The 11945-nt window shown below is 42.8% G+C and carries 11 protein-coding genes; 7 read left to right on the forward strand and 4 right to left on the reverse strand.

Annotated features, from left to right (window positions below):
• Nucleotides 1-12: 12 nt before the first annotated feature.
• Both kdpA and kdpF read right to left on the reverse strand, forming a co-directional pair.
• Nucleotides 13-1716: a potassium-transporting ATPase subunit KdpA gene (gene kdpA / locus M1F05_RS04970; protein WP_206085295.1), complete on the reverse strand. Its 1704-nt coding sequence runs from the start codon at nucleotides 1714-1716 to the stop codon at nucleotides 13-15.
• 1 nt (nucleotide 1717) lies between these two features.
• The gene (gene kdpF, locus M1F05_RS22735; RefSeq protein ID WP_206085296.1) at nucleotides 1718-1807 is read right to left on the reverse strand and encodes a K(+)-transporting ATPase subunit F; all 90 of its coding nucleotides are present in this window, start codon (nucleotides 1805-1807) and stop codon (nucleotides 1718-1720) included.
• Between the two features lie 446 nt (nucleotides 1808-2253).
• On the opposite strand from kdpF, the gene M1F05_RS04975 reads away from it, so the two are divergent.
• Together M1F05_RS04975 and M1F05_RS04980 are read left to right on the forward strand one after the other, a co-directional pair.
• Complete coding sequence (locus M1F05_RS04975) at nucleotides 2254-2460, forward strand: YbfA family protein (protein ID WP_047756317.1); 207 nt, start codon at nucleotides 2254-2256, stop codon at nucleotides 2458-2460.
• Nucleotides 2461-2663: 203 nt separating this feature from the next.
• Complete coding sequence (locus M1F05_RS04980) at nucleotides 2664-3407, forward strand: type 2 GTP cyclohydrolase I (RefSeq protein WP_206085297.1); 744 nt, start codon at nucleotides 2664-2666, stop codon at nucleotides 3405-3407.
• A gap of 991 nt (nucleotides 3408-4398) precedes the next feature.
• On the opposite strand, the gene M1F05_RS04985 is transcribed toward M1F05_RS04980, so the two are convergent.
• Nucleotides 4399-5532: a multidrug effflux MFS transporter gene (locus M1F05_RS04985; RefSeq protein WP_206085476.1), complete on the reverse strand. Its 1134-nt coding sequence runs from the start codon at nucleotides 5530-5532 to the stop codon at nucleotides 4399-4401.
• Between the two features lie 124 nt (nucleotides 5533-5656).
• Here M1F05_RS04985 and M1F05_RS04990 point away from each other — a divergent pair, with 124 nt between their 5' ends.
• Entirely contained in the window at nucleotides 5657-6415 is a 759-nt protein-coding gene (locus tag M1F05_RS04990) for an AraC family transcriptional regulator (RefSeq protein WP_206085298.1), read from the forward strand.
• An 83-nt stretch (nucleotides 6416-6498) separates the two neighbouring features.
• Here M1F05_RS04990 and M1F05_RS04995 read toward each other — a convergent pair whose 3' ends face one another.
• On the reverse strand, nucleotides 6499-7785 hold the full coding sequence (locus tag M1F05_RS04995; protein WP_206085299.1) for a citrate synthase: 1287 nt from the start codon (nucleotides 7783-7785) through the stop codon (nucleotides 6499-6501).
• Nucleotides 7786-8457: 672 nt separating this feature from the next.
• On the opposite strand from M1F05_RS04995, the gene sdhC reads away from it, so the two are divergent.
• From sdhC to M1F05_RS05015, 4 genes are read left to right on the forward strand one after another with little or no spacing between them, the layout of a single operon-like run.
• Complete coding sequence (gene sdhC / locus M1F05_RS05000; RefSeq protein ID WP_004909059.1) at nucleotides 8458-8847, forward strand: succinate dehydrogenase cytochrome b556 subunit; 390 nt, start codon at nucleotides 8458-8460, stop codon at nucleotides 8845-8847.
• Nucleotides 8841-9185 carry a succinate dehydrogenase membrane anchor subunit gene (gene sdhD / locus M1F05_RS05005; protein WP_047756338.1) on the forward strand — a complete coding sequence of 115 codons (345 nt, stop codon included), beginning with the start codon at nucleotides 8841-8843 and terminating at the stop codon, nucleotides 9183-9185. Before sdhC ends, sdhD begins: the two co-directional genes overlap by 7 nt.
• Nucleotide 9186: 1 nt before the next feature.
• Entirely contained in the window at nucleotides 9187-10953 is a 1767-nt protein-coding gene (gene sdhA / locus M1F05_RS05010) for a succinate dehydrogenase flavoprotein subunit (protein WP_047756339.1), read from the forward strand.
• A 35-nt stretch (nucleotides 10954-10988) separates the two neighbouring features.
• Nucleotides 10989-11705 (forward strand): succinate dehydrogenase iron-sulfur subunit, encoded by a 717-nt coding sequence (locus M1F05_RS05015; RefSeq protein ID WP_004256824.1) that lies wholly within the window; start codon nucleotides 10989-10991, stop codon nucleotides 11703-11705.
• The last annotated feature ends 240 nt before the right edge of the window (nucleotides 11706-11945 follow it).

Below are 11945 nucleotides of genomic sequence, written 5' to 3' on the forward strand. Positions count from 1 at the left end.
TTTTTCCCCTGATTATCCCGCAAAACCAATTTGTAGCTGCTCAGCAATTGGACCTAGTGCCAATGCAGGGACAAAAGTCAGTGCGCCAATAAGGAGGACAGTAAAGATTAATAAGCCAATAAAGAGTGGGCCTACGGTCGGCAATGTAGCCTGGCTTTGTGCTTGGGATTTTTTAAGTGCCATTGAGCCCGCAATCGCAAGTACGGGCAAGATGACGCCAAAGCGGCCGATAAACATGGCGATAGCAAGTAGCACATTGTAGAACGGGGTGTTGGCACTGAGTCCTGCGAATGCGCTACCATTGTTATTGGCAGCCGATGAAAAGGCATATAACACTTCGCTAAAGCCATGGGCGCCTGGGTTTAAAATGCCTGAACGTCCTGCATCGGTCATTAAGGCGATGGTTGTACCAAGTAGCACTAAGGTTGGTGTCACTAAAATTGCCAGTGCAACCATCTTCATTTCACGGACTTCAATTTTTTTCCCTAAGTACTCGGGAGTACGGCCAATCATTAGTCCAGCAAGGAAGACAGCGAGAAGAACAAACAGCAACATGCCATACAGACCAGAGCCGACACCGCCAAAAACGACTTCACCAATCTGCATTAACCACATTGGCACCATGCCGCCCATCGCTGTAAAGGAATCATGCATCGCATTGACAGCACCACAGGAGGCAGCGGTTGTGACAACGGCATATAAAGCCGAGGAAAGAATACCAAAGCGGCTTTCTTTACCTTCCATGTTAGCGTTACTATTGGCGTGTAACTCACTTAGAAATGGATTGCCAACATACTCCGCTTTAATGACCACAATGGCGGCGATAACAAAAATGATCCCCATAACCCATAACAAGGTATGTCCTTGTTTGTTATCACCCACAGAACGACCGAAGGCAAAACACAACGCGGTAGGGATTAAGAATATTGCCAGCATCTGAACAAAATTACTTAATGCAGTCGGGTTTTCAAACGGATGAGAGGAGTTTGAACCAAAGAAGCCACCGCCATTGGTTCCCAGTAATTTAATCGCTTCTTGGGATGCGACAGGGCCCATTGGTAACAGTTGGGTTGTGTTATCTAAATTGTCAACTAAGAGGTAGTCAGAAAAGTTTTGGATCACCCCTTGGCTGACAAAAAATAAAGCAACAACAATGGCGAGAGGGAATAATAAATAGAAGGTGATACGGTAGATATCGACCCATGCATTCCCCAATGTTTTACTGCCATGGCGTGAAAAAGCACGGATCAAGGCAAAAACCACAGCTATACCCGTAGAGGCTGAGAGGAAGTTTTGTACGGTTAAGCCTGCCATTTGGCTTAAATAGCTCAACGTATTTTCACCGCTGTAAGATTGCCAGTTGGTGTTTGCTACGAAGCTTATCGCAGTATTGAAGGCTAAATCCCAACTCATACCAGCAAAGTGCTGTGGATTGAGCGGCAAGCTGCCCTGAAACATTAAAATGGCGAATAGCAAAACAAAACCGAGCACATTGAATAAAACAATGGCTAAGGCATATTGTTGCCAATTCATTTCGGCAGCTGATTTTCCAGGTTGTTTAATCCCCGCTAAACGCCAAAGCAATGATTCACTAGCCATTAAAGGACGAGGAATATCACTGTCAATAAGACGTGCAATTCCATTACCTAACGGTTTAGCTAAGATAAATAAGACCAGCAGGAAGCTGCCAATCAGTAAAAATGCTGTGGTGGCCATATCAGAAATCCTCCGCGTTAAGCAGGGCATAAATCAGATAAACCAGCAGTAGAACAACGAGAACTGCCCCAAAAATGGAAAGTAATGACACAGTGTTTTCTCCTTATTATTTCCATGAAATAAGGGTAGAGAGTTCGTTGTAAAGAAGCTGATAAAAAGATAGGACTAGGTGTAAAAAAAGTATAAAAATACACATTTTTTAATCAACTAAGCGAGGAATAGACACTCTTAAGTGAAATAACTAATAATACTTAAATTTTAGCTTGTTATCTATTTGTTGTCATAATGTTTGTTTTTAACGATTTTTGGTTAAATTTTGTAGTAAAAATACAGAATAATGGGGAATTATTAGTAATATTTTAACTTTAGTGGTCAGATGAGTAGTTTTATTACACGATTTGCGCTATTCTATATTCAGTTAATTAATTCTCGTATTATCTGTTCGGTTTTAGTCGCTCTGTGAAATAGCTGTATTTGGGGAGTTTTTAGAGCAAAGCTGGGATCGACAAATAAAGTGGCAACTGAAGGAGGATATCGATGTCCACATACCGCGAATATTCCCGTAATCAGGTACTTGCACGCCGCACTGCTGCTGTAACGGCAGGCATTATTGCGTTTCCTGTTATGGTTTTTCACCCGAAAAGAGCTAAATATTACAGTTACTTAAATAAAGTTTGGTCGAAAACAAGCGATAAGCCTGTATGGTTAGAGCGTTCAGAGACCACACTTGAAAGCCATCGTTAACCTTGCGTCTTAAGTAATTGATAAGAGCCCCTGCAATGGCTCGTTGTGGGGGTTTTGTTTTTTATACCCCTACTTTTCTTTTCGAATGATGCACTTCAAATAACACAGAAAAAAAGTATGTTTCCGCTTATGATTATTGATTATCAGTAAATTATATTCAAAATGGCGTTATAGATTCGCTGTGCAGTAAAAAGGACAACATCATGCATAACTTAAGATTAGAAGAAGTCATTAACGATGAGCTCAAAGTGAGTGAGTTTCAAGATTTTGCACCAAATGGGCTGCAAGTTGAAGGACGCCCTCATGTGCATAAAATCATCACAGGAGTGACTGCCTGCCAAGCTTTACTCGATGTCGCCGTTGAGAAAAAAGCGGATGCGGTGATTGTTCACCATGGCTATTTTTGGAAAAATGAGCCTGCCATTATTAAAGGTATGAAAAAGAATAGATTAAAAACATTATTAGCTAATGATATTAATCTTTATGGTTATCACCTTCCTTTAGATGCGCACCATCAATTAGGGAATAATACACAGCTTGCTTATATCATGGGCGTCCAAGTGAATGGCCAAATTGACCCATTAATGCCATTTGGCTTTTTTGACCAGCCAATTACCCCAGCAGAATTGACCAATCGCCTAGAAACGCGCCTAGGTCGTAAAGTCCTTCACTGTGGCGACAACGCGAAAGAGGAAATTCGTCAAATCGCATGGTGCACAGGGGGCGGGCAAGGTTTTATTCTGCAAGCCGCAGAGTTTGGTGTTGATGCCTTCGTCACAGGGGAAGTCTCAGAACAAACGATTCATATTGCAAGGGAAATGGGGATCCATTTTTACAGCGCAGGGCACCATGCCACAGAGCGTTACGGGATTAAGGCGTTAACCAAGTGGCTAGTTGATGAGCAGGGGTTGGACGCCGAGTTTGTCGATATCGATAACCCAGCCTAAATTCTCGTCATATTTCGAGCTGTGGCGGTGTTGGCTTCACTCGGCTACTTGGGTCACATACTTATGTATGCTCCCCAAGCTATCCTCATTTGCCGCCTAGCCACAACTCGAACTATTTAGAGAATTAAATTTTCACCAAATCTTTATTTAAGCTTCGTCATTTTTTAAACCGCAGCGGTGTTGGCTTCACTCGGCTACTTGGGTCACATACTTATGTATGCTCCCCAAGCTATCCTCATTTGCCGCCTAGCCACAACTCGAACTATTTAGAGAATTAAATTTTCACCAAATCTTTATTTAAGCTTCGTCATTTTTTAAACCGCAGCGGTGTTGGCTTCACTCGGCTACTTGGGTCACATACTTGTGTATGCTCCCCAAGCTATCCTCATTTGCCGCCTAGCCACAACTCGAACTATTTAGAGAATTAAATTTTCACCAAATCTTTATTTAAGTTTCGTCATTTTTTAAACCGCAGTGTTGTTGGCTTCACTCGGCTACTTGGGTCACATACTTATGTATGCTCCCCAAGCTATCCTCATTTGCCGCCTAGCCACAACTCGAACTATTTAGAGAATTAAATTTTCACCAAATCTTTATTTAAGCTTCGTCATTTTTTAAACTGCAGCGGTGTTGGCTTCACTCGGCTACTTGGGTCACATACTTATGTATGCTCCCCAAGCTATCCTCATTTGCCGCCTAGCCACAACTCGAACTATTTAGAGAATTAAATTTTCACCAAATCTTTATTTAAGCTTCGTCATTTTTTAAACCGCAGCGTTGTTGGCTTCACTCGGCTACTTGGGTCACATACTTGTGTATGCTCCCCAAGCTATCCTTATTTGCCGCCTAGCCACAATTCGAACTATTTAGAGAATTAAATCTTTATCTGACCTTCGTCATTTTTTAATCACTGAGTTGTTGGCTTCACTCTTTTGCTGCCTAGCCACAACACAAACTATTTAGAAAATTATGTGTTTAGTAAAACAATAACTTAACTCGTATAAACTCGATAGCGTAATGATGCAAGAACGAGAACTACACTTGAAATAGTGAGCACTAAACCTAAGTGTTGGCTCCAACCTGCAACCACCAGTCCGATAGCGAGTCCAATATAATAAAGTAATCCTAAAATTGCGCCTGCAGTGCCTTTTCGGTCGCTATAACGGTTTAAGGCGTGAGCAAGAATGTTCGGGATTGCAATACCATAGCCAATCACGACGCCAATAACAGGTAAAACAAACCAAACAGAGTCCATAAGAGCAAAAACTGCACAGCTGCTGACCAACGAAATGACACTTGATAGCTTAACAAGTTGCTCAGATGTGTGTTTTTTAGCCAATAAATGACGGTTAATCATCGATCCTAAACCCACACCAAGCGCCAATAAAATTCCCGTGAGGCCAAACTGTTGTTGAGTGAGCATTAATTGTTCAAAACTGAAAGGAGCCAGCTGATAATAGCTAAATAAATTAATGTTGAAAAATGCAATCAAGATCACATTTCTCATAATCTCTTTATCCGTGATCATCCGTAAAAATGTCTCAACAAATGGGACTTTGATCACATTTTCTGGGCGTGTTTCAGGTAATCGATATATTGACCACAGTAAAAGTACGACAGCTAAAATAGCTAAACCAATAAAAACACCACGATAACCTCCCAAACTGACGAGGCTCGCACCCGATAACATACCTAATGCAGGGCTAATGGCTAATGCGACGCCCATGACTGAAAAAACTCTAGCTAATTCATGACCTTGATAACTATCACGCATTGCAGTTTGTGTACCAATTGAACCCACAGCGGCACCAAAGGCGGCTAACATCCGTAGCAGTAGCAATAAGTAAAATTGACTAATGAGTAAGGCACCAATTGAGGCAATCCCATAAACCAGTAAACCCGCTAAAATCGTTGGACGGCGGCCAACTGTGTCACAGGTTCTACCCCAAAATACAACGCCCAATGCAAAAGCAAAGAAATAGAGAGAAAGCGTCTGTGAAGCTTGTTCTGCATTGACAGAAAAAGCGCTCGCAATGTCCGTCAGTGCAGGGCTGTAGATGGTTTCTACAATTTGTGGGAACATCATTAAGGCCACAGCCAGCCATAATGAAAGAGAGTGTTTCATATTCATTTTCCTACCCTGTGTAATAAAAAATAACGGTCTAAACCTTTAATGGTGGGCAGTTTAGTGGTAATTTTGATGTCTTATTACAATAATAAAGACTATAAATATCAAAAAAAGGACATTTATGGCATGGTTAAATCAAACGGATGAGTTTCAAACACATTGGTATCCGGCCCCTGTTTTAGGAATTGCTGCGCAGATGGGGCAGCACGATTCTGGCACGCATACCCATGAAATGGGGCAGCTTTTGTTTACTCAGCAAGGGTGCATTCGTATATCCCTCGAAAAGCGCCTCTCTTTGCTTCCTCCTGGTAGGGTTGCGTGGATCCCACCATATGTTCGCCATCGCGCACAAATGCGTGCATCAGTGGGGTACCGGTCAATTTATCTCAGTGAAGAATATGCCCAAAAAGTCGGAAACGAAGTGGTCATTTTGAGTATTTCGCCGCTGTTAAGGGAGTTATTAGAGCGTATTGCTATCTCTCCTTTTGACAGTGATTGGCAAACGGGAAGGTTAGCCAATTTATTACCTGTTTTTATTGATGAGCTACAAGCTGCGACAACTGAACCCACTTTGCTTTCTTTACCGCAAGATAGGCGCTTGAAACACCTGGATATCGAGCAATTACCCCCGAATTTGAGCCAACTTGCTCAAATTGTTGGTGCGAGTGAAAAGACAATAACGCGTGTTTTTTTGAAAGAAACAGGCATGACATATCAGTCATGGCGCCAACAATGGCGGTTTATTAAAGCGATTGAATTATTAGCACAAGAAAAGCCATATCACTTTATTACTCAAGAACTTGGACTTACCAGTGACAGCGCGTTTATTAGTTTTTTTCGTAAAATGAGCGGAATGACACCAAGAGAGTATCAACAGTAGGAAATGTTGTGGTTATATAAACAAAAAAAGACCTTGAAAAATCAAGGTCTTGCTTTACGTAGGGATTGGAATTTATCGAAATATTATTTTTTTGCTAATTCAGAGTTGAATTCACGTTTGTCATAACCGGTATACAGCTGGCGAGGACGTGCAATCTTCAGGCCGTCATCATGCATTTCGTTCCAGTGTGCAATCCAACCAATAGTACGCGCAATGGCGAAGATCACAGTAAACATGGAAGATGGAATACCCATTGCTTTCAAGATGATACCTGAATAGAAGTCAACGTTCGGGTACAGTTTCTTCTCAATGAAGTACGGGTCGTTCAGTGCAATACGCTCCAGTTCCATTGCGACTTCCAGTAAGCTGTCGTTCAAGCCCAGTTCATTTAGAACTTCATGGCAAGTTTCACGCATTACAGTGGCACGTGGGTCGTGGTTTTTGTAGACGCGGTGACCAAAGCCCATCAGTCGGAAAGAGTCATTTTTGTCTTTCGCACGTTCGATAAACGCAGGAATGTGCTCAACAGTCTGAATTTCTTCCAGCATGCGTAAGCAAGCTTCGTTAGCACCACCGTGTGCAGGCCCCCATAGAGACGCGATACCCGCTGCGATACAAGCAAATGGGTTTGCACCCGATGAACCCGCAGTACGTACGGTTGACGTTGATGCATTTTGTTCGTGGTCAGCGTGCAGAATTAAAATGCGATCCATTGCACGTTCAAGAACTGGATTTACCGTATATTCTTCACATGGCGTAGAGAACATCATGTGCAAGAAGTTACCCGCGTATGACAGATCATTACGTGGATAAACAAAAGGTTGGCCAATTGAATATTTATAACACATTGCTGCAACAGTTGGCATTTTGGACAGCAAACGATAAGCCGTAATTTCACGGTGACGAGGGTTATTAACATCTAACGCATCGTGATAGAACGCCGCCAGAGCACCTGTTACACCACATAATACAGCCATTGGATGTGAGTCACGGCGGAAACCATTAAGCATGCGTGTAATTTGCTCATGGATCATGGTATGGCGAGTCACCGTATTTTTAAATACGTCGTATTGTTCTTGAGTCGGTGCTTCACCGTACAGCAGGATATAACAGACTTCGAGATAAGAGGCTTCAGTTGCGAGTTGGTCGATAGGGAAACCACGGTGCAGTAGAATACCTTTATCACCATCAATATAGGTGATTTTTGATTCACAGGATGCAGTAGAAGTAAAACCAGGGTCGTAGGTAAAGAACCCTTTTGAACCTAAAGTTCGGACATCGATAACGTCTTGACCAATCGTAGGGCTTAAAATATCGAGTTCAATGTCACCCGCACTACCAGTCATTAGCTTAGCTTTGTTATCAGCCATTTACGGTCTCCTTAGCGCTTGATAATCGACACCCAACAACCCAGAAACCCAGCGTTATACTGTGTCTTCGTGCATTGTTCTACCGGTATGCTTTGGAAATCAGCTCGCTATCACATAAAACCTGAAATCTGACGACCGACGACAATGTAATTAGGTTGTTTATGAGTGTGTAGATGTTATGTTCTTTTTGTTGTTTTCCCTACAATATCATTATTTGTGGTAAGAGGAACAACTTTCATAACTTTTGTTATTAATACCCATCATAGTTCAAATTGTGGAGTATCTAACATTGCAACATTTACGTTTTTATTTTTACGGTGAAGTGTCAACCACACCGTTAAGATAATTCTGCCAGACCTATATGTAAGATAAATGTTGAATCATTGTCAAATAACATAGGCACATTTATACAAAATGTTTAAATCGTGATCCTTCTCACTGTTCGGGCTAAATGTCTCCAAACATTTTGTGTGGGAATTGTAATGGCATTGTGAAGACTTTATACTAGCGGCAGGTCTCCGGATTACCCTGTAGTAGGAGTTCCCAGCGTGATCAGCATGCAACTTTATTTAAACATGATGGATTAGAGTTTGTGTTAAGTTGCATTTTGTACCCCTGTCGCTGTCTGATTTCCACCCCAGGTCCGGAGGATGGAAAATAATAAAGAGCTGTGTGGGCAAAATTGTGAAAAAACAAAGACCTGTCAACCTTGATTTGCAGACGATTCACTTCCCGATCACTGCAATATCTTCGATCTTGCACCGTGTCTCTGGCGTCATTACTCTCATCGCAGTTGGTATTCTGCTTTGGTTGTTAGGGACATCTCTCTCCTCTCCAGAAGGTTTTCAATACGCGTCTGAAATAATGACTGGCTTTTTTGCTAAGTTCATTCTTTGGGGCATCCTGACTGCATTGGCTTACCATATTTGTGGTGGTATCCGTCATATGTTAATGGATTTCGGCTGTGTTGATGAAACCCTTGCTGCTGGTAACTCATCTGCAAAAATTACATTTGTTATTACCGTAATTCTGGCAATTCTGGCGGGGATCTTAGTATGGTAAGTAATGCATCAGCTTTAGGCCGTACTGGTATCCAGGACTGGCTGTTAATCCGTGGCTCTGCGATTATCATTGCACTCTACGTACTCTACATTGTTGGTTTTGTTGCGATTAATGACATTACCTATGAAGTCTGGCGCGGTTTCTTTGCCTCCTCTGTGACGAAAGTATTCACTATCCTCACTTTGTTCTCGATTCTTGTGCATGCATGGATTGGCATGTGGCAAGTGCTGACTGACTATGTTAAGCCGCTGGCAATTCGCTTAGTGCTGCAACTGGCTATCATTGTAGGTCTGTTGGCTTATTTAATTTACGGAACAATTGTTGTGTGGGGTGCATAAAATGAATCTGCCAATCAGAGAGTTTGACGCTATCGTTATCGGTGCTGGCGGTGCAGGTATGCGCGCAGCACTTCAAATTTCACAGATGGGCCTATCTTGTGCACTTCTGTCAAAAGTCTTTCCAACCCGTTCTCACACTGTATCCGCGCAAGGTGGTATCACGGTTGCATTAGGTAACACGCACCCTGATAACTGGGAATGGCACATGTACGATACCGTAAAAGGTTCTGACTACATCGGTGACCAAGACGCTATCGAATATATGTGTAAGACAGGCCCAGAAGCTATCCTCGAATTAGAACATATGGGGTTACCTTTCTCGCGCCTTGATGATGGAAGCATTTATCAACGTCCATTTGGTGGCCAATCTAAAAACTTTGGTGGCGAGCAAGCCGCGCGTACTGCAGCCGCAGCTGACCGTACAGGGCACGCACTATTACATACGCTGTATCAGCAGAACTTAAAAAACCACACCACCATTTTTTCTGAGTGGTATGCCCTTGATTTAGTTAAAAACCAAGATGGCGATATTGTAGGTTGTACTGCAATTTGTATGGAAACAGGCGAACTCGTTTACTTCAAAGCGAAAGCCACCATCCTGGCAACAGGTGGTGCAGGCCGTATTTACCAATCAACCACCAATGCCCATATCAATACAGGTGATGGTGTGGGGATGGCAGCGCGTGCTGGTGTGCCACTACAAGATATGGAAATGTGGCAATTCCACCCAACGGGTATTGCAGGGGCTGGGGTTCTGGTCACTGAAGGTTGCCGTGGTGAAGGTGGTTACTTGCTGAATAAAGACGGTGAGCGCTTCATGGAGCGTTACGCACCAAACGCGAAAGACCTCGCAGGTCGTGATGTTGTTGCACGTTCAATCATGATTGAAATTCGTGAAGGCCGTGGTTGTGATGGTCCTTGGGGGCCACATGCTAAGCTGAAATTGGACCACTTAGGGAAAGAGGTTCTGGAATCACGTTTACCGGGTATCCTTGAGTTATCACGTACCTTTGCGCACGTTGACCCAATAAAAGAGCCAATCCCAGTTATTCCAACATGCCACTACATGATGGGCGGTATTCCAACGAAAGTTACTGGCCAAGCGATTCGCTATAATGAAAAAGGCGAAGATGAAGTTATTCCAGGTCTGTTTGCTGTTGGTGAAATTGCTTGTGTATCAGTACACGGCGCTAACCGCTTAGGCGGTAACTCACTGCTTGACTTAGTGGTATTCGGTCGCTCTGCGGGTCTGCACCTGAAAGAATCCATCATGGAACAAGGTTCAATGCGTGATGCTTCTGAGTCTGACATCGATGCAGCAATGACTCGCTTTAATCGTTGGGAAGGTGCACGCACAGGCGAAGATCCAACCGAAATCCGTAAAGCACTGCAAACCTGTATGCAGCATAACTTCTCAGTATTCCGTGAAGGTGATGCAATGGCGAAAGGTTTAGAAGAACTAAAAGTGATTCGCGAACGCCTGCAAAATGCACGCCTTGATGATACGTCAACGGAGTTTAATACGCAGCGTATCGAATGTTTAGAATTGGATAACCTGATGGAAACCGCTTATGCAACTGCACAAGCAGCAAACTTCCGTACAGAAAGTCGTGGGGCGCATAGCCGCTTTGACTATCCAGAGCGTGATGATGCGAATTGGTTATGTCACTCATTGTATTTACCGCAATCTGAAACGATGACGCGTCGTGAAGTCAACATGCAACCAAAATTGCGTGAAGCCTTCCCACCGAAAATTCGTACCTACTAATGCGTGGTGTTAATCCAGTTGCGGAGAAATAAACTATGAAATTACAATTTTCGATTTATCGCTACAATCCTGATGTGGACAACGCACCACGTATGCAAGATTACACGCTAGAAGTGCCAGAAGGGCGTGACATGATGTTGCTGGATGCGTTAATCCAAATCAAAGAGCAAGACCCAACATTATCCTTCCGCCGTTCTTGCCGTGAAGGGGTATGTGGTTCTGATGGTCTGAACATGAACGGTAAAAACGGCTTGGCTTGTATCACGCCATTGTCTGCTTTAATTCGTGGTGGGAAGAAAATTGTCATTCGTCCGTTGCCAGGTCTGCCTGTTGTGCGTGACCTGATCATCGACATGACTCAGTTCTACACTCAATACGAAAAAATCCGTCCATATCTGATTAACGATAACAAAAATCCGCCAGCGCGTGAGAATTTACAAACTCCTGCACAACGTGAAAAACTCGATGGTTTATACGAGTGCATCTTGTGTGCATGTTGTTCGACTTCTTGCCCATCTTTCTGGTGGAATCCGGACAAATTTATTGGTCCAGCAGGCCTGTTAGCGGCGTATCGTTTCTTGATTGATAGCCGTGATACTGAAACCGATTCTCGATTAGATGATCTGAACGACGCTTTCAGTGTTTTCCGCTGTCATAGCATCATGAATTGTGTCAATGTATGCCCTAAAGGACTAAATCCAACAAAAGCTATTGGTCATATTAAATCTATGTTGCTAAAGCATAGCGCTTAATAGCTAAATTTAACCCGCAGTGCCTTGGTACTGCGGGCTAAAGTGAAAATAGCACGAAATAAAAACATAAGTTAAAAATAAAGCGTAAAGTAAATTCAAGATTTTGATTTAAATAGCGCTTAAGGTCACAAAAGCGCGAAAACCAAATATCCTTAAAGGTCATCAGAAAGTAACATTGTCATCAATAAAACGTAGCATTAAATAAAAACGTTGTAACAACAAAAGCGCAAAAAAGTGAAC

Origin of the sequence: Providencia sp. PROV252, assembly GCF_033676005.1 — a bacterium.
Taxonomy (GTDB): domain Bacteria; phylum Pseudomonadota; class Gammaproteobacteria; order Enterobacterales; family Enterobacteriaceae; genus Providencia; species Providencia vermicola.

Bases quoted from the DNA above. Each gene is read 5' to 3' on its own strand.
- kdpA (WP_206085295.1), bottom strand. From the start codon at position 1,716: ATGGCCACCACAGCATTTTTACTGATTGGCAGCTTCCTGCTGGTCTTA.
- M1F05_RS04975 (WP_047756317.1), top strand. From the start codon at position 2,254: ATGTCCACATACCGCGAATATTCCCGTAATCAGGTACTTGCACGCCGC.
- M1F05_RS04980 (WP_206085297.1), top strand. From the start codon at position 2,664: ATGCATAACTTAAGATTAGAAGAAGTCATTAACGATGAGCTCAAAGTG.
- M1F05_RS04985 (WP_206085476.1), bottom strand. From the start codon at position 5,532: ATGAAACACTCTCTTTCATTATGGCTGGCTGTGGCCTTAATGATGTTC.
- M1F05_RS04990 (WP_206085298.1), top strand. From the start codon at position 5,657: ATGGCATGGTTAAATCAAACGGATGAGTTTCAAACACATTGGTATCCG.
- M1F05_RS04995 (WP_206085299.1), bottom strand. From the start codon at position 7,785: ATGGCTGATAACAAAGCTAAGCTAATGACTGGTAGTGCGGGTGACATT.
- sdhD (WP_047756338.1), top strand. From the start codon at position 8,841: ATGGTAAGTAATGCATCAGCTTTAGGCCGTACTGGTATCCAGGACTGG.
- sdhA (WP_047756339.1), top strand. From the start codon at position 9,187: ATGAATCTGCCAATCAGAGAGTTTGACGCTATCGTTATCGGTGCTGGC.
- M1F05_RS05015 (WP_004256824.1), top strand. From the start codon at position 10,989: ATGAAATTACAATTTTCGATTTATCGCTACAATCCTGATGTGGACAAC.